The sequence below is a fragment of the Oribacterium sp. FC2011 genome, assembly GCF_000701645.1.
Taxonomy (GTDB): domain Bacteria; phylum Bacillota; class Clostridia; order Lachnospirales; family Lachnospiraceae; genus Oribacterium.
Window position 1 is genome coordinate 136,266 of the sequence record NZ_JNJM01000001.1, and the last position, 25,513, is coordinate 161,778.

Here is a 25,513-nt window from a genome sequence, read left to right on the forward strand (position 1 = left end):
AAATGGCAGCAGCATGCGATTAGACTATTCATAATAATATACATATTTTCCATCGCTGGATGCATAATCATCCTCTTCGCCATCGAAACCTTTAGACATACAATAACCGCTTACGCTGCCTCCTATCAGTCGTCCATCCTCGTCATACTCAAACTGAACTTCAGTATGTTGTTTAGAATCCTCGTCCTCGTTATCTTCAAGAGATGATATTACCCTTCCAAAAGAATCACACTCATAGGTCGTAATATGTGGAGCCGTGCCTGCGAATTCTCCATCGTTCCATACAAAAGATGAGGTCTTTAGGATATTTTCCTCATAAGAGTAGGTATAAGTTCCATTCCTGTTTCTTCGTTCATTATGATAATGTCCTGACACCAGCTTTCCTGCGGCGTCATACTCAAAGACCACTGTGTATAAGGGGGTATCCTCTCCCTTTGGAAAATATGCCATTGAAACAGGCCGTGCAACATCTTTAATGCTGCTGATGGTTTGTGATTTTTCCAAAAGATCGTCATTTCCAATAACTGTATAGCCATCCTCCAATATCTTGGCAGCGTGATCACTGTCGCCTTCTTTCAATGCCAGATCCGACCATGCAACATATAGCTCTGCAAGGATATCCTTTACATTCTGATTGATTTCATCAAGAGATTTATCATTAACTGTGGTTCCGGTTCCGTCAGCGGTTAAGTTCATAACCATTCCATAATTATCTGTCGCACTTGTATAAAGCGTATCGGCAGCACTATAATCTCCGGCATTCTTTGCTTTTCCGTAGTAAGCATCACCAAGTCCAAAATATGCCTCAGTATTTTTGGGATCGATTTCAATTACTTTATTGAATGCAAGAATCGCCTGCTCATAATCAAGATCAACTAAAAATTTGTTTCCGAGCTCCAATTGCTTTTGAATTTTCTGAGCGTTTGATGCGCAGGCGCATAGACATAAAACTAACAGCAAATTTATCAATAGCTTCGAAAAGTTTTTCATTTAATTACCCCCTCTACGTATCCAATATTATTGATTTTAACGTTTTAAGTTATATACGTAATTCAACATATCACTACAGATATGATTAAAACTGAATTAGATTTCTTTTCCATACTTACCTCTAAATGTTCTTTATAGTATGCATATATCAAATATAATATATCTTCATAAAAATAAAAACGCTAAAAATTCTTTGGATCTTTAGCGTTTTGACATATCTAAACTTTTGATTATTATCAGTTGATCAGATTTGATGAAACCGCCTGATTTGCTGCGGTTGTTGTCTTTTCGGCATTGGTATATACTGTTGCCATTTCTGCAAGATCCTGAGAGTGCTCCTGAATCTTTGCGTGGATCTTCTGCATATCATCATCAAGTTCGTTGAATTTATTGATGTATGCCTGTGATGACTCACCTTCCCATGCTGATGTAAGATTCCTTACAAGTGTCATCATTTCCGATGTTGTGTTTTGTATTGTACCATCTATTCCCGCAAACTCTGATGATGCGTTCTGAAGCTCCTCCGGTGTTACTTTTAACTGTCCTTCCATGTTTATTTCCTCCGTTTAATAATTTATTCGTTAATGTTTAATTCTGATTTTGTCTTTGTTATTAAGCTTTTCTTGTCTGAGCAGTGCTTAGGTTCTGTGCCTCTGCCTTGTCGTACTCACCGGCATCAGTTTCAAGTGTTGAGATGAAGGTATTTATTCCCTGATAGAATACATCGAACTGTGATTTGTCCTGCTGGAATGCATTATGAAATGCATTTCTTGCTTCGCCCTCCCACATACCTGAAAGAGCATTTTCCTTATCATTAAGATTTTCAACCTGAGTCTTGAAAGACTCGTTTAAGGTTCTTAACTGCTCTGCCTGGCTTTTAAGTGTGCTTGTGTTTACTCTGAACATTGACATAATTGCTTTTCTCCTTGAATTTGAAATTTATTTTTTGTGTGTTTTGTTTTTCTTTTGTATGTACACATATTACCATCGAGATATATTTAATGGTTTAAAATCTGATAAAAAGCATTATTCACTGACGAATGACAGCAGGCGGTTTTTTCAAATCTTTTTGCACAAAACAAAAACAAATAAAACTCTCCATAGAATTAAGAGTTTTATTCTGTGATATGTTTTTCATTCTAATACCGATCAATCTGCCAAAAAAATATCTGCATAATTGGGCATACCTCGTGTGTATTTAAATTCTTCAAGTTCCATAACTGCAACTGGTTCCCCATCCTGGCCAACTCCATAACAATAATAGCCCGGCATATCAGGATCAGGTCCCAAGTTCACAAGATAACCTTGATTTATGCTAAAATATATCAAGTACCCATCACTAACCGATATTGTTCCTTTTCCATCATATAATCCGTTTATTAATTGAAAATCACCGGATACTGATTCATCGCCTAAAATATCAAAATATTCCGCGCTACCAAAAGGTACATCATCTTTCCATTCACATTTCACATAGCATGTATAGTCATCTATTATCATGATCAATCCCGGGCCTTCACGTAAACCATTCTTGAAACTTCCGCGGAATAAATAATACTCTCCGTCAACCTTGTACAAACCAAATCCTTGACCGTTTTCAGTGGAAATATATTTCCCGTTACACATATCTGTTATTGCGATAAGTTTATCTGCACTGTCTGCTAACGAAATATCAATATCTTCGGAAGATACATCCAATTCTCCGATAAGTTGTTCAGCATCTTTAATGCCGCTGATAGTTTGTGATCTTTCCAGAAGATCGTTATTTCCGAGAATTGTATATCCATCCTCAAGTATCTTGGCAGCATGATCACTGTCGCCTTCTTTTAATGCCAGATCCGACCACGTAACATAAAGTTCATTAAGGATTTCCCTCACGCTCTGATTGATTTCGTCCAGCGATTTATCGTTAACTGTGGTGCCGGTTCCATCACCTGTCAGGTTGATAACGATTCCATAATTTTCTGTCGCACTTGTATAAAGAGTATCGGCGGAACTATAATCTCCGGCATTTTTTGCCTCTCCGTAGTAGGCGTCACCAAGGCCCATGTATGCATCGGTATTCTTGGGATCAATTTCAATTACTTTATTGAAAGCCAGAATCGCTTGTTCATAATCAAGATCAACCAAAAATTTGTTTCCGAGCTCCAATTGCTTTTGTATTTTCTGGGCGTTTGATACGCATGCACATAAACATACAACTAACAGTAAATTCATCAATAGCTTAGACAAGTTTTTCATTTAATTACCCTTCTATGTATCCACTATTTTTTATGTGAACGTTTTAATTTATATACATAATTCAACATACCATTACAGATTATTTATTATTTCGATGATCTCTTTTGTTGAGTATTTGCCCTCGGGCTCTTTCATTTCAGGATCATAATATTGTGAGAATGCAGAATCATATTGATCCTCTGTGACTTCTGTATCATCAACGTAGTAGAATTCTCCCAAAGAACCATTAGCAGTATAGAAGCCTTGAATTGATTCAAGACCATCAGATCCAATCTTAAAGACTTCCAGTTCTCGTGGTAGGTGGCTGATAATAAATTCTGTTCTAGGTTTGAATTCGAACCATATTTTTCCACCTCCAAATCCTTGAACTTCACCATCAAAGTAAGATAAAAAATAATTCGAATAATGGCCAATATGAGTTATTTCAGGAATGTCATCATCATTTACATACCCATAATTCCAAACTTTGGCTTCAGGATCAATTGATTCGTCATCTGGATCTTCAAAACCAGACTCATAATCACCCCAAAATATATTCAAAAAATCTCCGCCATTTATAACATCAATATACGCCTGCTTCCAAGATTCATCAGAAGGATACTTACTCTCATCAAGTTCTATAACATATGTAGCCGTCTTGTGATCACCTTCGTATCCGTTTTTACTAACCGCATAATATTCGATGCTATACTTTCCGTTCTTTTCAAGGTTTATGGGTTTGGTATACTCATTCTCTTCATTACCGGTTTCCGAATCATCTGCGAAGTTTGTATCATCTTCTCCGGCATCGGTAACCCTGTAATATATCTTACTGTCCTTAGGAGCACGAAGCACCAGATTTACAGGATCCTTATAGGTTCCCTCTCTTTCAGATATGTTAACATTCGTATATGCCTGTTCCAATGCTTCAGACAAGTTCTCTGCCTCCGGAAGCACATCAACGGCTCCCTGCAGAAGGCTTATCTCTTTATCTATATCGCCTGTTTTTTCATATGTGTCTGCAAGAAGGACATAGATATTTTCATTTTTAGGATCTATCTCTATCATCTTCTGCAAGGTAAGTATTGCTTCGTCATAGTTCTCTTCAGCGATGAACTTGTTTGCCGTCTTAATCATTCTCCTGATACGCTGTGCCGGAAGATTGAAATAAACCAGCATCCCGACAAGTGCTGTGAGAAAGATTCCGGTCAATACTGATATGATCAAAATTGAATTTGATTTCTTTTCCATAAACACCCCTAAGCATCTATATAATATGAGCACACACAGAATAACTTTCCAAAAAAGTAAACCTGCCGTCAATAGAGACGGCAGGAAAATCTGTTGTCAGAATTAATATATGACAGATTGAATTAACAATTACATTTTCTCGAAAATACCAATATAGTAATCACCTATGTCCCCTTCTTCCGGCCAGAAGATCAGGTTGCCATCCTTAAATGATATTCCACTGCAATAGCCAAAGTATGTATATGATTCAGAGCCATATCCATATGTATCTAAACGAAACGATTCTGTTTGGCCATAATTATATTCTCCGGTAGTCGTTACATTTATAATCTTATCTGACACTCGTTTTACCTCGATAGTATCTCCTAACCAAGATTCACCTGGAACATAAGACCCATCATAAATGCTGCGAGCTTCTTCTCTTAAAAATCTGTATGTTCCGTCCACGCAATCTCCGGATCCGGGGATATATACACCTTCCGAGTCAACAAGAAATCCATCACAGGTTTGCCCATCGACTATCATTGCTCCATCATTACCTACATAATACTTACTTTGAATCCATGAGTTCTTCATCATCCACCCTTCGCCATCAAAGTAGTACCATTTGCCATCTATTAATTCCCACTGATTTACCGAATAAGTTCCATCATCTCTCTGATACCCTGTTTGCCCATATTGGCCGTATATCCATTGTCCCGCAAGTGCAGTAAGTGAAGACATAACGGTTAAAAACATAGTTGCTGCATATAATCTGGATAATTTCATTTCTTCCTCCTGATAACTATTACATAGTTTCTTTGTATGAACACATATTACTATAGTCATCTGAATAAGAGTTTATAATCTGACAAATAGTATAATTAATCGATAAACGGTAATCATCCGCCTTGTATGCTTCTACTGTCTTGCCAAAAACTCTGTCGGAGTATATGCAATCACTTTGCTTTTCTTGAAGTCCTTAACATTCCTGGTGATAATACACTCAGCATGTATCCGATTAGCTGTAGCTGCCTGCAATGCATCTTCAAAATCTTCCCACTGCATTTCTGCAGCTGCACTTAAGTCAGATACGGTCAAATCTTCAACTGAAAAGATCAGCGACATCTTTTTTAGTATTTCACTGATTTTCTCTGCATCCAGTTCCTTTCGCATGATATAAACAAGATTTGCAAATGTCAAAGCAGAGACATACCCTTCGACAAGATCAGTTTCGCACATTTTCCAAATTTTGGATGAGTCCTCGTAATGGGGTTCCCTCTTCTGAAGGACATCAAGAAGAATGTTTCCATCAATCAGCAACTTCATACTTTTCTCTAAGCCTTTCTTCTTTTGCCTGATCTATATCCATGTCACTTTTAAGAATCCCTGTAAGAGAATCTGTCAAATAGGACACAGCTTTTGCACGAGGTATGAATCGTCCAACTTCCTTGCCGTTTTTTGTAACAATGACTTCACCACCGTCCTGTACCATTGCAAGATAGCGTCCAAAATTATTCTGCATTTCTGTTGCTGTAGCCGTCGCTGTATTTATAGCCATGGTATCACCTCACTTCCATTTTAGCTAATTTAAATATATCTTATTTTAGCCATTTTGCAAAGCTTTTCGAAACATCTGTGTTTGACCTCCAATAGAAAAATATTATTACTTTTGTTCTTTTATATCCTTTGTTAGCCAATTTCTGTTCAGATATAGGTTTATTTTTTCTGTTGTTACTTAAACATAATTAATCATATTACTCAGAAAAATCTTCTTCAGAAAATAATGGTGACGTATAATGATCAAACAGTAAAAAGCTATCTGCATACCCCGGCATGCCTCGAGTGTATCCGAATTCATCATTCTGCATAACTGAAAATGGAAGACCTTCATTATCAACAGAATAAAATGAATATCCCGAATAGTATGGCTCCGGACCAAGATTTTCAACCATCCCATGATTAAGAGTATAAAATTCTTCTTCAAGCCCTCCAAATGACGTTGTACCTTTCCCGTCATATAACCCATTTTCAAGCTGAAATACTGCTGATTCTGTAGTATATTCCCAGCCGTCATAATATCTATAATAGTATTCTGCACTGCCAAATGGAACATCTTCTTTCCATTCACACTTAACATAGTTTTCAGAGACATCTCCAATTAACATGATCAATCCCAGACCTTCACGTAAACCATTTTTGAAGCTTCCACGGAAAACATAATAGTTTCCATCTACTTTATAAAGACCGAAGCCCTGACCATTTTCAGTTGAAATATATTTTCCGTTACACATATCAGTTATGGCCATTATTTTATCATTATTATCTCTTAAAGAAACATCGAAATCTTCGGAAGATACATCCAATTCTTCAATAAGTTTTTCTGCATCCTTAATGTCACTGATTGTCTGTGATCTTTGCAGAAGTTCCTCATTTCCGAGAATTGTATATCCATCCTCCAGTATCTTGGCAGCATGATCACTATCGCCTTCTTTTAATGCCAAATCCGACCATGTAACATAAAGCTCGCTAAGGATTTCCTTTACATTCTGATTGATTTCCTCTAACGATTTATCATTAACTGTGGAGCCGGTTCCATCACTAGTTAAGTTCATAACCATTTCATAATTATCTGTCGCATTTGAATATAATGTATCTGCTGTACTATAATCTCCAGCATTTTTTGCTTCTCCGTAGTAGGCATCACCAAGACCCATATAGGCATCGGTATTCTTAGGATCGATTTCAACTACTTTATTGAAGGCAAGAATCGCCTGCTCATAATCCATATCTACCAAAAATTTGGTTCCGAGCTCCAATTGCTTTTGTATTTTCTGGTCATTTGATACACAGGCACATAAACATACAACTAACAATAAATTCATCAATAGCTTCAACAATTTATTCATTTAATTACCCTTCTATATATCCAGTATTTATGTGAACGCTTTAAGCTATATATGTAATACAACACATTATTACAGGTTCTTTATTATTTCGATGATCTCATTTGTTGAGTATTTACCCTCGGGATATTTCATCTCAGGATCATCATATTGTGAAAATATGGAATCAGATTGATCTAATGTGACTTCTATACCATCAACATAATATATTTCTCTCCCATAACTTCTTTGATTTGTAAAGGAATGAATACATTCAAATCCTTTAGAACCAATCGTAAGAATATCTTCTTCATGTTTCATACTACTTATAATTATATTTTTTCCGGGCTTTATTTTGATCCAAGATAATCCGCCTCCAAAACCTTGAACTTCACCTTCAAAGTAAGAATATAAGTAATTCTCGGGCTCATGAAAACCATAATTATCTGGAAGAGAATGAGTTATTTCTGGAATGTTGTCATCATTTATGTATGTATAGTTCCAAACTTTGACTTCGGGATCAACATCATAATATGCATTCAAATATACTTTCTCATTTATGAAATCGATATACGCCTGCTTCCAAGCCTCATCTACTTTCTTTCCGTCCTTGCCGACTTTCTTCCCGTCCGGTGTCTTGGTATCAACGAGTATTGCGCCATCAGAACCCACATAATAAGTGTCATCTATCCACTGGTTCTTGAGCATAGCTCCACTATCATTGAAGTAATATTTCTTCCCGTTTATTTCCTGCCATCCGATGAGCATGATGCCATCTGGTCCTAGATAATATGTATCTCCGTTGTCCTCTTGAAATCCTGTGAGCATCACTCCTGCTTTGTCAAAGAGATACCATAATTCATCTATCTTCTTCCAACCGGTAACAGATTTGCCATCGGCTTCATAGTAATGTCTTCCGTCAGCTTCATCCACCCACTCATTGAAATGATATTTACTTGTATCAAGCTCTATAACATAGATTCCTTTTTTGTGTTCACCTTCGTAGCCGGTTTTGCTTACCGCATAATATTCGATGCTGTACTTACCATTTTTTTCAAAAGTTATTGGCTCGCTATATTCATTTTCTTTTTTGCCTTTTTCTGAACCATCAGAGGAGTTTGCATCATTCACATCCGTCCCGGAAACTATGTAATATATCTTACTGTCCTCAGGTGCATTAAGTGTCAGACTTATAGGGTCCTTATATGTTCCTTCTGCCTCAGAGATAGTGACCTCCGGGTACACATCTAAAAGTACTTCAGATATCTTCTGATTTTCCGGCATCAATGTCACAGCTTCCTGAAGGAATTCTATCTCTTTATCTATATCACCATTTTTCTCATATGTGTCAGCAAGAAGGACGTACAGATCCTCGTTTTTTGGATCTATCTCCAACATCTTCTGCAAAGTAAGAATCGCTTCGTCATAGTTTTCTTCCGCTATGTACTTATTGGCCGTCTTAAGCATTCGCCTGATGCGCTGCGCCGGAAGATTGAAATATACAAGCATGCCGACAAGTGCTGCCAGAAGCATTCCAGTCACAACGGATATGATTATAATTGGACTTGATTTCTTTTTCATACGTACCCCTCTTATGATTTCAGACTTTTTATTTTGTATGTAAGCAGATTATCATTTGTATCTATAAATATGATTATAATATGATATACAGCAATATTTGCTGATGAATTGTAAAGAGCACCAATTTGTCAAAGCTAAAGCATTAAAAAATAGCCGCCCAGTCTTCAAACTAAGCGGCTATTTCGTAACTCAATGTTTATTGACTCCCCATCACATCGTAGCATTAGCAATAGCATTCTGGATAAATGCAATGTTCTGGTCTCTTACGGATGTCTGCGGGTAAGAGGCAACCTGTGTAAGTGCCTTCTGCAAAACTGCCTTTGTAAGAGCTACATCATAGGTGGATAATGGAATATTTCCTGCATTAGGGAATATATTTTCGTAATTCATGATATATTCTTCCCTGGCAATTATTAAATCAATGTTGTTATTCTCAAGTGTGCTGATAGGATAAGGGCTCAATCTGTCAAATTCACTCGGAGAATACTTAGGCTGTATCTGCAGGTACCAACCCTTCGAGTAGAACCATTGATTCAGCAGATTATCCTTAAACAGACGACCGTGGCGTGCAAAAATTTCGTTTCTTGCGATACGGAGTTTGGCAAGAGAAAGACCTTCAAGATCTGCATTGGTCAATGCTCTGTAGCTTGAGTCCGGGATGATATTGTCTACATCAAATCCAAAATTTGCATCGATTGCAGTCTGTGCCACAGGAACAAATTCCTTCTGGCAGGAACCTGTATATCCTGAATTATCGGACATGTTTACAACGATTTGTCTTGCACCTGTGGTGTCAGAGGCATTCTTACTCGTATACTTGAAAATGTAATTATTCTGCTGATCTTTATATATGTTGTTATAAATGTCACTAAGCTCCTGCTCCAGATTTACGTCAGAGGCAGAATAGTACTCTCCCGAACATTTTTGAGCAATATCTCTCAGAGAATATTCATCAACACCTGATCCTATTCCAATGAGATATACCGGAATTCCTGTGCTCTGAGATATGTTCACTACATCATTTACAGTATAGTTACTTGAATTCTCTTCTCCGTCGGTAAAGGCGATAACACACTTTGCTCCTTCTCCGACCTTATAAGTATTGTACACAGCAGTATATAGGGCATCCATCAATGCTGTGCTGCCATATGGCTGGATTGCGTCAATGGAGAATATTGCCGAACTCAGGTCCGAAGAGAAGGGATAATCCTGATAAACATAGCTATCAAATGAAATAACTTCAACCTGATTACCATCTTTCATATTCTGGATGAGAGCGGTTGCGGCATTTTTTGCCTGCTGCATCATGCTGTCGCTCATACTGCTGCTTCTGTCAATGACTAAATCGATGTAAGCTGCCTTGGAATCGATAACCTGATAAACTTCATCGATCTGAACATCCTGGATAGAACCGTCTGCCTGAAGCTCCTGGATCTTGAAATCATCTCTTTTCAGATTGTCGACAGATTCATTATTACCGTTCAGAACACTGGCATAAAAATGAATTTGCGGGAATGAAGTATTCTCCACCTGACGTACAAAAAGTGAAACCGGACTTTTCGGTTGATTATTTGTGATAGTATGATTGCTTGTAGTACTCTGATTGTTGGTTGTTGGTTTGGAATCCGTGGTTTTACCGTCTACAGGCGCTGATGAGTCATAACTATTTGTTGTAAGCTCATTCAGTCTGTCTTCAAGTACCTCTTCATCAACTATTTTTAATCCCTTTTCTATAAGATCAATCGCAGCTTCATAATCCTGCTGATCAATATAAAAATCAGACCACTCAACATACAGGTCAGATATATCAGCTACTAACTGAGTATTATCTTCATCATAGTATAATGCTTCCTTATAGCTATTACTTGCCAGCTTATATAACTTGACTTTTTCGTCATCGGAAGCAGTTTGTGCTTTCTGAATGTAAGCTCCCGCCAAATCTGAATACAAATCTGCATTCTTCGGATCAATTTCTATCGCTTTCTGGAAGCTCAGAATCGACTGGTCATAATCTGCTTCAGCCAAATATTTCTGTCCGGCCTGTATCAAGCGTTCTACTCTCTTGGCTGGCTGATTCCACCAGACCAATCCTCCGACCAGTATTAACACGAGTATTAATGCAGAAACCAATACTGCTACCACCGCTCCAAGACGGGAACGTTTTTTAGAACCGCCGTTAGGTGTATCTAAAAGCTGCGCCTGGGCTGGTTCAGGATTATCATATGAGAATTCTGTTTGATCGTAAGGGGCAGACTGCTGATAGGAGTCTGTCTGCTGATAGGGAGCAGACTGTTGATAAGCGTTTGACTGCTGATAGGGAGCAGATTCTTGATATGAGTTTGCCTGCTGATAAGGAGCAGACTGCTGGAAAGATCCCGGCTGTTGGAAAGAATTCGGTTGCTGGAAAGATCCCTGACCCTGAGAAGAATCCGATCCTTGAGAAGCTCCTGGAACCTGGAAGGATTCCGATCCCTGAGATGATTGCTGTACTTGGGAGGATTCAAATCCTGGGGATGCTTGCTTTACCTGGGAGGATTCTGATCCAAGGGATGATTGCTGTACTTGGGAAGATTCCGCTCCCTGGGATGATTGCTGTACTTGGGAAGATTCTGATTCCCGGGATGATTGCGATCCTTGAGAAGATTCCGGTCCCTGGATAGATTCCGGTTTATGAAAAAATTCCGATCCCTGCTCTTCAGTATCATTATTTATCTTCTTTTCTTCTTCGGTCTTCTGAACATCAAATGAACCGGGCTGTTTTGCTCCGCAATAAATGCAAAACTGCTGGGAATCTTCTATTTGCTTTCCACATTTAATACAAAACATCTTTGCTTACTCCTTGAATGTAGCTTTTTACAGTATGAACACACGGAAGATGTTCAATTCAATGATGCTATTATAGTTGATGGTATCTTGAAATTGTATAAAAATCTGATAAATAACCATTTTATGGGGATGAAATGCAAAAAAACTCCCGACTAAAGCATATTGCTATCAGCCGGGGCATTAATGAACTTATGCTTTTTTGTTTATTTTTTCACGCCTTTGACCTCGGAGTTTTTTCATTTATGTATCTCTCTTTATATCTGATACCGTATTATAGGTTCCTAATACTAAATACCATTAACACTTACCAGTTTTCAATAATTCTTATTGCTTCTTCAGCATTATACTCATCCGTCGCTTCCAGTGATTCATCATAGATGGATTTTATTTGTGCTGCAATATTGTTATAAGCTTCCCAACTAGTTTCATCATCGTTATATCCTGTAGCACTATTATCATCAAGGTTTATAGTAAATACTTCTCCTAGATGTGAATGTTCCTCAAAAATCGTATGTTCCTCAGTGAATTTACCATATTTCAGCCTATATAACCCATCTTTACTCCATCCATTAGCATACGCATTAAGTCGTACCGTCCCAGAACGAGACATATATCCGGCACTTACTACAGAAAAATCACTGCCTCTATCAAATATATTACTTGTCTTACCTTCATAATATGTCATCACTCCGGATTCTCCTTGAAAACAGATACACCTATATATTAATTCAGGAATATCATCTTCATCCACATAACCAATTTGATAACTTGGTGTACAATCCGGATCTGGATTTGATGCCTCAACGTCTTTTATTTTTAGTATATATGCCTGCTTCCAAGCCTCATCTTTCTTCCTTCCATCCTTACCTACTTTCTTCCCATCAGGTGTCTTGGTATCCACAAGCATCGCACCGTCTGCCCCTACATAGAAGGTGTCATCAATCCACTGGTTCTTGAGCATTTCTCCATTTTCATTAAAGTAGTATCTCTTCCCATTTATATCCTGCCAGCCGATAACCATAATGCCATCCGTTGTGAGATAATAAGTGTTTCCTTTGTCATCCCGAAAACCGGTGAGCATCACGCCATTGCCGTCGAACAGATACCATTTCTCTTTAAGCTTAAGCCAGCCTGTAACTGACAAGCCATTTTCATCATAGTAATGTCTTCCGTCAAACTCATCTACCCATTCATTGAAATGATACTTACTCTTATCAAGGTTTATTACGTAGGTAGCAGTCTTATGTTCACCTTCGTATCCGTTTTTGCTTACCGCATAGTACTCGATGCTATACTTTCCATTTTTCCCCAGGTTGACGGGAGATGAGTATTTACTTTCATTATCACTTCCGGAAATTTTATAGAAAATCTCGCCACCTTCAGATGAAGACATGGAAAGAGACACCGGATCAGTATATGTTCCTGAGCTCTCGGACAATGTAACCTCCGGATACACATCTAAGAGAACCTCAGATATCTTTTGTTTTTCCGGCATCAACGTCACAGCTTCCTGAAGAAATTCTATCTCTTTATCGATGTCGCCGTTTTTTTCATATGTGTTTGCAAGAAGAACGTACAGATCTTCATTTTTCGAATCTATCTCTATCATCTTCTTCAAAGTCAAGATTGCTTCGTCATAGTTTTCTTCCGCGATGTATTTATTGGCAGACTTAAGCATTCGCCTGATGCGCTGTGCCGGAAGGTTGAAATACACAAGCATTCCGACAAGTGCTGCCAGAAGGATTCCAGTCACAACAAAAATGATTATAATCGGATTTGATTTCTTTTCCATACGTACCCCTGAACGTTTTTTAAATTATGAATATATAAAAGATGTTCTTAAGCATGATGATATTATAGTTGATGGTATATTAAAGTTGCACTTAATTCTGATAAACAACCAATTTATGAGATGAAATGCAAAAAAGCTCAGGCTAACCCTTGTTGCGATTAGCCTGAGCTTTAAGAGAATTATAATTGTTGATTATATTTCACGTCTTATACCATCTTTTTTGAAATTCGCTTTTGGAAGGTGTTATCCTATTATGCAATAAACAAAGGCCCCTATAATTGTAAGTTAAAGATTTTCGATAATATCTATGATTTCTGTTGAAGTATATTTGCTTTCCCATACATCCCAGGTTGGTAACATATCTCCGTAATTACCTTGCTCAAAATTATCAATTGATTTAACCATGTTGGGTTCATTAAAATACTTCCATGACATTTGAACGAATTGACTATGTGTAGTACTAATACCATCAAATGAATATTCAGGCTCAGGGTCAGCACTAAGTCTTGAATAGCCTACTTCGGCTTCATGAATTATAACGAACCCTGTGGATTCTATCTTAAAACTATAAGTACCGTAGTTATTATGGTTATCACTATAAAAATCTGCATATATTAAATTTCCGCCATTAGAATAGGTTAAATGACCACATCCCATATGGTCATCATATAATCCTATACTTTGTACTATTCCGTCAAAGCAGGAAAATAGTTCATAAGAATAATCATAAATATAATCATGAGCAACTTCGTCATACCATTTCCCTCTTTTTGCACGTATTAATTCCGGAATATCATCCCCATTAAGATATGCATAACTCCAGAAAAACTCATCATTTTCACCTCTGTATACATGAGCGTTGATATCTTCATAAACTATAGTTTTACTTAAAGGATCGAACTTATTATAATTGCCCCCTCTTATCACATCAATATACGCCTGCTTCCAAGACTCATCTATTTTCTTTCCGTCCTTATCAACTTTCTTTCCGTCCGGTGTCTTTGTATCCACAAGCATGGCACCATCAGTTCCCACGTAATAAGTGTCATCTATCCACTGATTCTTAAGCATGGCTCCGCTATCATCAAAGTAATATTTATTTCCGTTTATTTCCTGCCATCCGGTGAGCATAGTGCCATCTGTTCCGAGATAATATGTTTTTCCATCATTTTCTTGAAATCCGGTGAGCATCACTCCTAATTTATCGAAAAGGTACCATAATTCACCTATCTTTTTCCATCCGGTAACAGATTTGCCATCGGCTTCATAGTAATGTCTTCCGTCGGCTTCATCCACCCACTCAGTGAAATGGCATTTACTCTCATCAAGCTCTATAACATAGGTTCCCTTTTTATGTTCACCTTCGTAGCCGTTTTTACTTACTGCATAGTACTCAAGGCTGTACTTTCCATTTTTATCAAGGGTTATGGGTTCACTGTATTCATTCTCTTTGTTGTAGGTTCCGGAATCATTAGCGGAGTTTGAACCACTAACGCCTATCCCGGAAATAATGTAATAAATCTTACTGTCCTCCGGTGCATCGAGTGTCAGTCTTATAGGGTCCTTATAAATTCCCTCTGCTTCAGAGATGGTGACCTCCGGATTTACATCTGATAGAACCTCAGCTATCTTTTGGTTTTCCGGCATCCGATTCACAGCTTCCTGAAGGAATTCAATTTCTTTATCTATGTCGCCACTTTTCTCGTATGTGTCTGCAAGAAGAACGTACAGATCTTCATTTTTCGGATCAATCTCTAGCATCTTCTGCAGAGTAAGGATTGCTTCGTCATAATTCTCTTCCGCTATGTATTTATTGGCGGTCTTTAGCATTCGCTTGATGCGCTGTGCCGGTAGGTTAAAATATACCATTATCCCAACAAGTGCTGCCAGAAGGATTCCTGTCACAACGGAAATGATTATAATCGGATTTGATTTCTTTTCCATACGTACCCCTGAACGTTTTTATATTATGAACACACATAAAGTGTTCCAAATCATGATGCCATTATAGATTATGGGCTCTTAAAGATGTATTAAAATCTGATAAACAACCAATTAATAGGATGAAATGCACTAAAAAAGCTCCAGTTAAACCATGTTTTGATTAGCTGGGGCTTTATATTTAACACATAGACGCAATAGCAGAAACACAAGAGAATAGCCGCCCCGGTCTTGGCAAACTAGGCGGCTAATCTCTTTTAGCTACAATTAGGAAGCCTACCGTTTAGCCGGTGACATCCTTTTCTTTTGTTCTTTACGATTTAATCTTACCATCCACAGTCATCTCTGTCAAACAAAGCTACTGACAGGATATATACCAAATTCTGATGCAATCAAACATCTTTGTAAACTGAAGATTTATTATCCGGAAGAGTTTCTTGAATGGGAAAAATATACATAGAATCATATTATGGAGCTAATGCATCTCCATATCCAGGCATACCAAATATTGTTTCTTCATCTTCGTTATGGTAATCAAAATAATTGCCGGAGTCTTTTTCAATCCCACTATAATTTAGTATTTTTCCTTGTTCAATAAGCATATTAGTGCTGAAATATTCGTCATCCATTACAAGAACACCATCATATAATCCATTATTTATCTGAACATTACCATTGATGGTATAGCTCCCTTCACCAAAATAAAATGAATATATTTCTGCCATTCCGTAAGGAATATCTTGGTTCCAATCACAATCAGCACGCCAAATTCTTTCCCATTCATCTGTCATCAATAAAGTAATTGTTCCTTTTCCATCACGTAGACCATTTTTAAATCCTCCACGATAAAGAAAATATTGACACTCTACATTATATATACCAAATCCCGTTCCATTTTCTGTAGAAATATATTTTCCGTCATAAAGATCAGCTATGGCTATAAGCTTGTTCTCATTTTCCGGCATTGAACTCTCAGTTATTTCACTTGTTAATATGGGATCAATCAGCTTATCGGCATCCCTCAGATATCCGATAGTTTGAGCTTTTCTTGAAAACTCTTCATTCTTTGTTATTTCATATCCTTCGTCTAAAATCAGTGAAGCATGTTCTGTATCACCTGCCGCTAAAGCAATATCTGCCCAAGTATTATAGACATCATCTAATATGGTAAGAATATCTGAATTTATTTCTTCGAGAGTTTTTCCTGTTGTAGTTGTTCCTGTTCCATCACTGATCAACCCAAGAACAGTTTTATAGCTTTCCGATGAGTTTAGATACAAGGGATCAGCTGATGTATAGTCAGTTAATACCTTTGCCTGTTTATAGTAGGATTCACCCAGTCCGATATAAGCATCTGTATTCTTGGGATCGATCTTTATTACCTTATCAAAGGTGAGAATGGCCTGTTCATAATCCATATCTATAAGATACTTGTTTCCAAGGGTTAATTGATCCTCAATCCGTTGAGCCTTAGATGCGCAGGCACATAAGCATAATAAAAATATAAGTTCTAAAAAAATCAATGAGGTTTTCTTCATTTTACCTTCCTAACTTTTACCAGTTTTCAATAATTCTTATTGCTTCTTCTGCTGAATATTCATTAGTATCTATCAGATCATAGTCATAGGTAGCTTTTATTAATGCTTCTATGTTTTCGTGACCTGCCTCGTCATAAAAACTATCTGCTTCAATATCATCGAAGTGTAAAACATGATGTTCTACTCCATGATCGCGCCAAGAATCTGATCCATATTCGTGTTCCTTTGTGAATTGACCTGATTTTAATCTATATATAATATAGTCGAAATCATGAGGTATACTTTGAACATAATTTATCAGTCCCGAATAAGGAATATAGCTGACATTGTCTCGGTGGCTATCGCAATTTGTAAGGATACTATTAGATTTACCTGCATAATATGTCATTACTCCGGATTCTCCACCAATACTTCTATATATAAGTTCAGGAATATCATCATCATCCACAAAACCAATTTTATAGCTAGTGTATGAATATTCTGTAGCAGATGCCTCCACATCCTTTATTTTTTGAATATAAATCTGTTTCCAGGCCTCATCTACCTTCTTACCATCCTTTCCTACTTTCTTTCCATCCGGTGTTTTGGTATCTACAAGCATGGCGCCATCATTACCTACGTAATAGGTACCATCGATCCACTGGTTCTTAAGCATGGCTCCGCTTTCATCGAAGTAGTACCGCTTTCCGTTTATTTCCTGCCATCCGGTGAACATAGCACCATCTGTTCCGAGATAATAGGTTTTTCCATCGTCTTCCTGGAGGCCGGTGAGCATCACTCCTGATTTGTCGAAGAGGTACCATAATTCACCTATCTTCTTCCATCCGGTAACAGATTTGCCATTGGCGTCATAGTAATGTCTTCCGTCGGCTTCATTCACCCACTCGTTGAAATGGTATTTACTCTCATCAAGCTCTATAATGTAAGTCCCATTTTTGTGTTCCCCTTCGTAGCCATTTTTACTTACCGCATAATATTCGATGCTATACTTTCCGTTTTTTTCAAGAGTTATGGGTTCACTATATTCATTTTCTTTGTTGCCGGTTTCTGAACTATCAGCTGAGTTTGAATCATCCGCTCCTGTTCCGGTGATAATGTAATATATCTTGCTCTCCTCCGGTGCATCGAGTTCAAGTCGTACAGGATCCTTATATGTTCCTTCTGCCTCAGAGATGGTGACCTCCGGATATACATCTGTTAGCACTTCAGATATCTTATGATTTTCAGGCATCAAAGTAACAGCTTCCTGAAGGAACTCAACCTCTTTATCTATTTCACCATTTTTTTCATATGTGTCGGCAAGCATGATGAACAGATCTTCGTTTTTTGGATCTATCTCCAGCATTTTCTTTAAGGTCAGGATCGCTTCATCATAGTTTTCCTCAGCTATGTACTTGTTTGCAGATTTAAGCATTCGCCTGATGCGTTGTGCAGGAAGGTTGAAATATACCAGTATACCGACAAGCGCTGCCAAAATGATTCCTGTCACGATAGAAATGATTATAATCGGACTTGATTTCTTCTCCATAAGTACCCCTAAGCGTTTTTATATTATGAACACACAATAGCTATTCCAAGCTATGATGATATTATAGTTGATGGTCTCTCGAAGTTTTATTAATTTCTGATAAATAACCATCTTATGAGATGAAATGCAATAAAAAGCTCCGGCTAACTCATATTATGATTAGCCGGAACTTTAAAATTGATATTTTTTTGTTTAGGGACAAAATTCATCTTAAGGCACTGTATAAAAACATGTTCATAGAAAATGCACTCATGCTCTTTCTATCTTACAGCTATGGTGTTTGAATTCCGGATGGTCATTTTTCATTTCTTTATCATAGTTTATTCCAACAAGAATAAGATTTCCCTTGTAATGCTCCAGTCTCTCGGGATATTTTTGCCTGTGGATCTGTGCTATTGCCGAATCCGCATTCTCGTCATATTTTAATTCAATCAACATTGCCTTCTTATCCAGATTCTTTGGGATGAAGACCAGATCAGCATACCCCTTTCCTGTATCAAGTTCAGGAATTATTGTGTAATAATCCTGTGCGCTGTAATACGCAAGCTGGATGGCATAACTTAGGCCCGCTTCACTGTTGTAGGTCCTGTTCCCGGCTTTATTGTGAGCCGCTTCGATGAGCTCTGCCACTTTTTCTTCATCACAGTTCCAGGTCGCTTCCAGAAGGCTCCTTGAGTTCTGTAATGCGCGGAATGTCATAGTCCAGTCCTGAGATTTCGTAGATGATTTGAAAACATCCATTACCTCTTTGTTTGGAATGAAAACTTCCTTACTTTCACTATCGTAACTCAAATATCCCAAGTGAATCAGCATAGTCAGAATATCATCCTTACTATTGAAGGTTGTCATATCGTTCTGATATCCGGTAATGTCTATCTTTACACGACCGAAGTCCATCAATACAACAATATCTTCCTTGAGACCATCATAATTCATGTCGATGTACTGTCTGAGTGCTTCATATGTTTCGGTCTGATTCCAATAATTTGAAAACTGTTTGTTGAGAATAGCTTTAACTACTGAATAGGGACTATATATTTCATATTCCCTGTGTTTGTCATCATCAACTGAGCCACTTTCAGAGATCATTCCTTTTGAAACTTTATTTGATAATCTATATCCATCATACCAGTCCTTAAAGGAATCATATCTTAGATTTCTTTCTAAACACTCGTTTTTTACTTCATCTGAAGTAAAGCCCATGAAGGGAGCAAGCTGAGAAGGCTGTGTCATTGAATACTCATCAAACATATTTAAAGCAGAATGTTTACCATATTTTTTGATAGGAAGTATCCCGGTCATATATGCCAGTGCCACATATTCCTTGTCTTTCAGCAGATCACGAAGGAAATCAAGATATTTTTTTGGGCCGTCTTTATCATCTTTATATTCACGAAAGATCGAATCCCATTCATCGATTACTATCACAAACTGTGTGTGATTATCAACATATACATCCTGTAATGATTGAATCAGATCATCCGTATCAAAGAAATCTGTTTGTGGATATGTTTTAGATAACTCTCTTACTACGAGTTTCTGCAGTTTCTCCAGTGCTTTGTCTATTGAGACTCCATTTTTGAAAAAATCCGTCATGACAAGTCTGATCACATCAAAGTTACCTAGATATTTATCCCATTCTGAGTGATTGAAGATTGTTGATTCATGGATTTTACATTTTTCAAATAATAGTCTACTGTCAGCAGTTCTGTCATAGTAAGCACAAAGCATATCTGCAGCCATGGTTTTTCCGAATCGACGAGGACGAGATACACATACATATCGTTGATTTGTATTTACAACGGTATTTATATAGTCTAACATTTCTGTTTTATCTACAAATATCTCAGAATTTAAAGCAATATCAAATCTCTTGTTTCCGGGATTTAAATATATACCCATATAAAGACCTCCTCGAAATATACTAAAGGCATAAAGCAATATTGAATCAGTCTATATCTATTACCTCATACCATTATCATTATATTATAGAAAACCAAGAACACCCAACACTTTTACTCTTTTTTGAGCTAACGCTACCATTTTTTAACTTCAGGAAAGATATGACTTCAATACAGCTGTTTTTTCAACCATATCAGAATAACATTCCTCACAGTATATGGGAGACAAACCTGCCCCTACACCTAAGTTGATCAGATCCTTTTTAGTGATATTCTTCCCCTTGCATCCTACAGAGGTCGTTTGCTCACCCCAATATGTGTCGCTGTATGTCAGATCGTAGGCAGGTGCAAGGCGCCATCCATTCATGTCAGTGTAAAAGAATGAAAAGTTTTTTGTGTGGTCATCTCTGTTATGGGTTAAGACATTGAAACACATGGTTTTAAACATTTGCTTTTTGTCAGTGTCATTATCTTTTGTCAAAACCCGCACCATTTTGAGGTATGTCTCATAATCACAACACGGGGACCTGAAATCAGCTTCCAACATCAAGCTTTTTAGCTGTTTTCATTTATAACCTCCTCTATACTGGTATATACCGATTTGGTAAATAATTCGTTTATCTCATTTACTACTCCCAGTTCCATTGTCAGTTTTACAAATGATTCCAGTGATATCTGTCCGGTTTTTTCAAATTTTCTCAATGTGGCATAACTAACATTACTCCTGCCCGCCAACTGTTTTTGTGTTATTTTCTTTCTTTTTCTGATATTTTTCATTCTTAAAGCCAATCTCTTGGTCACGTCGGACGGCATATCCCATAAATAATCCATATGATTGTACCTCATTCAATATTGCTATTATTAGAGCATTTATCTAAATTTTTATCATCATATTGCTATTATAATAATGAAATTTAAAATGTTGACGCCTGATTGTCATTTCACATCTGTAATTTTCCCTGGGATTCTCCGACAACTACGCCCCTGGCGGAATTTCACTACAGGTTGACTGCATAAACGTCATTAAAAAAGAACCGGAGGGCGTCCCGGCTTTAAAACGGAGGCCCTCCGGCTTTATTTAAGAAATGTCACGATCAACTGATGTTTGAAACGATAATCTGCTCGATAGCTGCTGCATAGGGAGACATCACAAGGTAAACATAGTTACCGTAAGTCTTAACTGAGCTTGCTGCAACAATCTGATACTGATCAGGCATATATTCCTGAAGTTCCTGAGCCTTCTGCTGCTGAACTGCACTAAGCTGTTCTGCAAGTGCCGGCACGTTTGTAGCATTCTTTGCCTTAAGGATGGCAACTGTGTCTGCATGTGTTACATCCTCAGGTATGGCGAAAACATATCCATCAAGCTGTGATGCATCGATTCCGTAATAGTTTTCAATATAGTTTGCATCAACTGTGATCATACCCGGAAGAAGTCCTGTATTTATAACCTGGCTGTAAATAGCACCTGGATCTACGTCTGATGTATGAACTCTGGTCTCCACAGTAGGTGTCAAGGTATCAACGATAGTCCGCTCGATAGCTGCTGCATTGGGAGCCATTACAAGGTAAACATAGTTACCGTAAGTCTTAACTGAGCTTGCTGCAACAATCTGATACTGATCAGGCAGGTAATCCTGAAGCTCCTGTGCCTTCTGCTGCTGAACTGCACTGAGCTGACCTGCAAGTGCTGCCACGCTTGAAGCATCCTTTGCCTTAAGGATGGCAACTGTGTCTACATGTGTTACATCCTCAGACATAGCGAATACATAACCCTCAAGCTGTGATGCATCGATTCCGTAATAATTTTTGATATAGTTTGCATCAACTGAAATCATACCACATGAAAGAAGACCTAAAACCTGTCTGTAAATAGCACTTGGCTCTGCACCTGATGTCCGAATCTTAGTCTCTTCAGCAGATGTAACGGTCTCAACTATCATGGCGCCATCAGTTTCATTTACCCATTCATTTAAATGGTGTTTGCTCTCATCAAATCTTATTACATTGGTATCTTTTTTATGTTCACCCTCGTAGCCATTTTTGCTTACCGGTTCCTTATATGTTACTTCGGCTTCGGAGATGGTGACCTCAGGGTTAACATCTGAAAAAATCTCAGCCAGATTTTGATTATCCGGCATCAATGTCACAGCTTCCTGAAGAAATTCTATCTCTTTATCTATATCGCCATTTTTTTCATATGTGTTTGCAAGCATGACGTACAGATATTCGTTTTTCGGATCTATCACAAGCATTTTCTTTAATGTCAGAATTGCTTCGTCATAGTTTTCTTCTGCGATGTACTTGTTTGTAGTTTTAAGCATTCGCCTGATGCGCTGTGCCGGAAGATTGAAATATACCAGTATCCCCACAAGCGCAGCCAGAAGGATCACTGTTACAACAGATATGCTAATAATCGGACTTGATTTCTTTTCCATACGTACCCCTAAACACTTTTTAAAATATGTACCTTTCAAATATAATACATCTTTCAAAAAAGAAAAACGCCAAAAATCGTTTAGATCTTCAGCGTTTTTAGTCTTTACAGAATCTCCATCTTCAGCTTTCCAAACTCTTCATCCGAAATAATTCCCTGCTGTCTGAGATTACTCAGATCTGTCAGCTTTTTGATCTTATCTTCAATACTTGAACATTCCGGAGTGCTTACCTGGGGCTGTGTATTTTTCATTGCTGCAGAAACCGCCATAGACATTGCTTCTGCCTGATCATGAATTTTCTTATACTCATTTATCTTTAAGAGATCCAGGCAATAGCGCTGGAACTCAGCTGCATTTTCTACACCTTTGAAATAAATGGTTTTTCCTGCTACACTTATAACTATAGTTGCATAATTAAATATCAGTCCCAACAAGTTTGTTCTTATTGCAACAGATGTGATCTGTTCTATAGGAAAATCAATACGTTTAACATTAAATAATCCTTTTTTTCCTACCAACCGGTTGGATGAAACCGATAATTCGGTAGTTAAGTAATATATCCAACTCTGGGAAAAACCTATAATTACCAATATAAATATTATCATTACTCCAAAACCGAAAATACTCATTTTCCCACCTCACATTTTTTCTATGATCGAACCTACAGAGAACAAAAATAAAGATGATAGAAACCATGATGGAATAAGTATTCCCCAATGGATACGAGCGACCATTATTTCCTCTTTATCGTGCTGAACCGTATGACTTTTCGAGAATGTAACTACCAGAATAAATAATACCGTAGGGATGAAACCTAAAATAGTAGACATTAATATTTCCTCCTTGATTAAAAAATATGTGTTGTTTTTTTTGTTTTGTATTGTTTGTTTGTTTGCTTTCTTTTGTATGAACACATATTAGCATTTGCGCCTACCATAAAGATCGTAATCTGACAAAATGTATTATTTGCTGATAAATGGCATCAAGAACCTGTTTTTAAAAACAAAGAACTCCGGCTAAAACATATCGCTATGATTAGTCGGAGTTTGAATAATTACTTAAATGATCTGCCTTGCAATAAGGCCTGTTTTACATATTACGGATTATATCTATGATTTCCGAGGATGAGTAATTGCCTTCCCAAGTGCCCCAGCTTGAAGAATTATTTCCATATGAACCACACCATGGACTACTATTATCAATTGAAGTTAACATATCAGGTTCATTGAAGTATTGTGAAGCTTTTTCTCCTATTTGTTCATAAGTAACAGAAGTACCATCAATAATAAATTCATCTGAGACGTCAGCACTACCCGAAAATATAGCTTCTATTTCATGAACAACTTCAAAACCTTTAGAGCCAATCCTATAGGAATAAAGACCACAAATTTCTGAAGCGCCTTCCATATCAGCATAAATCAAATTGCCTCTGTTTTTATAGGAAAGATGTTGACATCCAGGAAAGTCATTATAAAATCCAATACTCTGCACAGAACCATTAGAATAAGTAAATAGTATATAGCACAGAGAATTGTATGTATCAAGAGTGGTATATATTAATTCAGGAATATCATCTTTATCTATATATGCATAGAACCAATTTTCCGAAAACATATTCGATTCATTAATTGACTTAATAAACCCACTGCTTTTTAATTCCTGTAAAGACTTTATAGAGTATTCTTTATAATATGAATCATATAATTTAAAATCTCCTCCATTTATCACATCTATATAAGCTTGCTTCCAAGCCTCATCTATCTTTTTTCCGTCCTTGCCGACCTTCTTCCCATCAGGTGTCACGGTATCAACTAGCATAGTGCCATCAGTTCCGAGATAATAGTTCTTCCCGTCGTCTTCCTGAAGTCCGGTGAGCATCACTCCTGTTTTGTCAAAGAGATACCATAATTCACCTATCTTCTTCCAACCGGTAACAGATATGCCATCGGCGTCATAGAAATGTCTTCCATCTGCCTCATCTACCCACTCGTTGAAATGGTATTTATTTGTATCTAGTTCAATAACATATGTGGCAGTCTTGTGTTCACCTTCGTATCCGTTTTTACTTACCGCATAATATTCGATGCTGTACTTTCCGTTATTTTCAAGGGGTATGGGTTCGTTATATTCATTCTCTTTGTTACCGGTTCCTGAATTACCGGCAGAATTTGCACCATCCACACCCGTCCCGGTAATTATGTAATATATCTTACTGTCCTCCGACGCATCGAGCGTAAGTCTTATCGGATCTTTATATGTTCCTTCGGATTCGGAGATAGTGACCTCAGGATATACATCTGTTAGAACTTCAGATATCTTCCGGTTTTCCGGCATCAATGTCACAGCTTCCTGAAGGAATTCTACTTCTTTATCTATATCGCCGTTTTTCTCGTATGTGTCTGCAAGAAGAACGTAAATATCTTCATTTTTTGGATCTATCTCCAACATCTTCTGCAAAGTCAGTATTGCTTCTTCATAGTTCTCTTCCGCTATGTATTTATTGGCAGTTTTAAGCATTCGCCTGATACGCTGTGCTGGAAGATTGAAATATACCAGTATGCCGACAAGTGAAACCAAAAGGATTCCCGTCACAATAGAGATGATTATAATTGGACTTGATTTCTTTTCCATACGTACCCCTCC

The 25,513-nt window shown here is 37.5% G+C and carries 22 protein-coding genes and 1 pseudogene; 1 reads left to right on the top strand and 22 read right to left on the bottom strand.

What is annotated here, in order from left to right; translation table 11 throughout:
- Window positions 1–24: 24 nt before the first annotated feature.
- From T357_RS0100570 to T357_RS0100620, 11 genes are all read right to left on the bottom strand, one after another.
- Window positions 25–990, bottom strand: a complete 966-nt coding sequence (locus T357_RS0100570; RefSeq protein WP_031547562.1) for a tetratricopeptide repeat protein — start codon at window positions 988–990, stop codon at window positions 25–27.
- 236 nt (window positions 991–1,226) lie between these two features.
- Entirely contained in the window at window positions 1,227–1,541 is a 315-nt protein-coding gene (locus T357_RS18845) for a WXG100 family type VII secretion target (RefSeq protein ID WP_044915712.1), read from the bottom strand.
- Between the two features lie 61 nt (window positions 1,542–1,602).
- Complete coding sequence (locus T357_RS0100580; RefSeq protein WP_031547564.1) at window positions 1,603–1,902, bottom strand: WXG100 family type VII secretion target; 300 nt, start codon at window positions 1,900–1,902, stop codon at window positions 1,603–1,605.
- A 237-nt stretch (window positions 1,903–2,139) separates the two neighbouring features.
- Window positions 2,140–3,231, bottom strand: a complete 1,092-nt coding sequence (locus T357_RS0100585; RefSeq protein WP_081827978.1) for a tetratricopeptide repeat protein — start codon at window positions 3,229–3,231, stop codon at window positions 2,140–2,142.
- A 72-nt stretch (window positions 3,232–3,303) separates the two neighbouring features.
- On the bottom strand, window positions 3,304–4,461 hold the full coding sequence (locus T357_RS0100590) for a tetratricopeptide repeat protein (RefSeq protein ID WP_031547567.1): 1,158 nt from the start codon (window positions 4,459–4,461) through the stop codon (window positions 3,304–3,306).
- Between the two features lie 129 nt (window positions 4,462–4,590).
- On the bottom strand, window positions 4,591–5,229 hold the full coding sequence (locus T357_RS21065) for a hypothetical protein (RefSeq protein ID WP_155991166.1): 639 nt from the start codon (window positions 5,227–5,229) through the stop codon (window positions 4,591–4,593).
- 132 nt (window positions 5,230–5,361) lie between these two features.
- On the bottom strand, window positions 5,362–5,769 hold the full coding sequence (locus T357_RS0100600) for a type II toxin-antitoxin system VapC family toxin (protein WP_031547569.1): 408 nt from the start codon (window positions 5,767–5,769) through the stop codon (window positions 5,362–5,364).
- On the bottom strand, window positions 5,753–6,001 hold the full coding sequence (locus tag T357_RS0100605) for a type II toxin-antitoxin system Phd/YefM family antitoxin (RefSeq protein ID WP_031547570.1): 249 nt from the start codon (window positions 5,999–6,001) through the stop codon (window positions 5,753–5,755). The genes T357_RS0100600 and T357_RS0100605 overlap by 17 nt, the downstream gene beginning before the upstream one ends.
- A gap of 196 nt (window positions 6,002–6,197) precedes the next feature.
- Window positions 6,198–7,349, bottom strand: coding sequence for a tetratricopeptide repeat protein (locus tag T357_RS0100610; protein ID WP_081827979.1), 1,152 nt, complete (start codon window positions 7,347–7,349; stop codon window positions 6,198–6,200).
- Window positions 7,350–7,418: 69 nt separating this feature from the next.
- Entirely contained in the window at window positions 7,419–8,906 is a 1,488-nt protein-coding gene (locus tag T357_RS0100615) for a tetratricopeptide repeat protein (protein WP_031547573.1), read from the bottom strand.
- A 210-nt stretch (window positions 8,907–9,116) separates the two neighbouring features.
- Window positions 9,117–11,036: a VWA domain-containing protein gene (locus tag T357_RS0100620; protein WP_242840035.1), complete on the bottom strand. Its 1,920-nt coding sequence runs from the start codon at window positions 11,034–11,036 to the stop codon at window positions 9,117–9,119.
- A gap of 92 nt (window positions 11,037–11,128) precedes the next feature.
- Between T357_RS0100620 and T357_RS21625 the strand changes: the two genes are divergently transcribed.
- Window positions 11,129–11,566 (top strand): hypothetical protein, encoded by a 438-nt coding sequence (locus T357_RS21625; RefSeq protein WP_242840036.1) that lies wholly within the window; start codon window positions 11,129–11,131, stop codon window positions 11,564–11,566.
- Between the two features lie 103 nt (window positions 11,567–11,669).
- Here T357_RS21625 and T357_RS22285 read toward each other — a convergent pair.
- The 11 genes and pseudogenes from T357_RS22285 to T357_RS0100680 all read right to left on the bottom strand — a co-directional run.
- Window positions 11,670–11,732, bottom strand: a pseudogene (locus tag T357_RS22285) (zinc-ribbon domain-containing protein); the annotation flags it as partial.
- A 304-nt stretch (window positions 11,733–12,036) separates the two neighbouring features.
- Window positions 12,037–13,524 (bottom strand): tetratricopeptide repeat protein, encoded by a 1,488-nt coding sequence (locus T357_RS19755; protein WP_049962173.1) that lies wholly within the window; start codon window positions 13,522–13,524, stop codon window positions 12,037–12,039.
- Between the two features lie 285 nt (window positions 13,525–13,809).
- A complete protein-coding gene (locus tag T357_RS19760) occupies window positions 13,810–15,468 on the bottom strand; it encodes a tetratricopeptide repeat protein (protein ID WP_031547578.1) in 1,659 nt (552 codons plus the stop codon).
- 464 nt (window positions 15,469–15,932) lie between these two features.
- A complete protein-coding gene (locus T357_RS0100635; protein WP_031547580.1) occupies window positions 15,933–17,003 on the bottom strand; it encodes a tetratricopeptide repeat protein in 1,071 nt (356 codons plus the stop codon).
- A 16-nt stretch (window positions 17,004–17,019) separates the two neighbouring features.
- Window positions 17,020–18,531, bottom strand: coding sequence for a tetratricopeptide repeat protein (locus tag T357_RS19765; RefSeq protein ID WP_049962174.1), 1,512 nt, complete (start codon window positions 18,529–18,531; stop codon window positions 17,020–17,022).
- A gap of 249 nt (window positions 18,532–18,780) precedes the next feature.
- The gene (locus T357_RS0100645; RefSeq protein WP_031547584.1) at window positions 18,781–20,433 is read right to left on the bottom strand and encodes an AAA family ATPase; all 1,653 of its coding nucleotides are present in this window, start codon (window positions 20,431–20,433) and stop codon (window positions 18,781–18,783) included.
- A gap of 150 nt (window positions 20,434–20,583) precedes the next feature.
- A complete protein-coding gene (locus T357_RS0100650) occupies window positions 20,584–20,979 on the bottom strand; it encodes a HipA domain-containing protein (protein ID WP_031547586.1) in 396 nt (131 codons plus the stop codon).
- An 8-nt stretch (window positions 20,980–20,987) separates the two neighbouring features.
- A complete protein-coding gene (locus T357_RS0100655) occupies window positions 20,988–21,263 on the bottom strand; it encodes a helix-turn-helix domain-containing protein (protein ID WP_031547588.1) in 276 nt (91 codons plus the stop codon).
- 263 nt (window positions 21,264–21,526) lie between these two features.
- On the bottom strand, window positions 21,527–22,870 hold the full coding sequence (locus T357_RS19770; protein ID WP_049962175.1) for a DUF4358 domain-containing protein: 1,344 nt from the start codon (window positions 22,868–22,870) through the stop codon (window positions 21,527–21,529).
- Window positions 22,871–22,974: 104 nt separating this feature from the next.
- Complete coding sequence (locus T357_RS0100670) at window positions 22,975–23,499, bottom strand: PH domain-containing protein (protein ID WP_031547590.1); 525 nt, start codon at window positions 23,497–23,499, stop codon at window positions 22,975–22,977.
- Window positions 23,500–23,959: 460 nt separating this feature from the next.
- On the bottom strand, window positions 23,960–25,501 hold the full coding sequence (locus tag T357_RS0100680) for a tetratricopeptide repeat protein (RefSeq protein ID WP_031547594.1): 1,542 nt from the start codon (window positions 25,499–25,501) through the stop codon (window positions 23,960–23,962).
- Window positions 25,502–25,513: the final 12 nt, after the last annotated feature.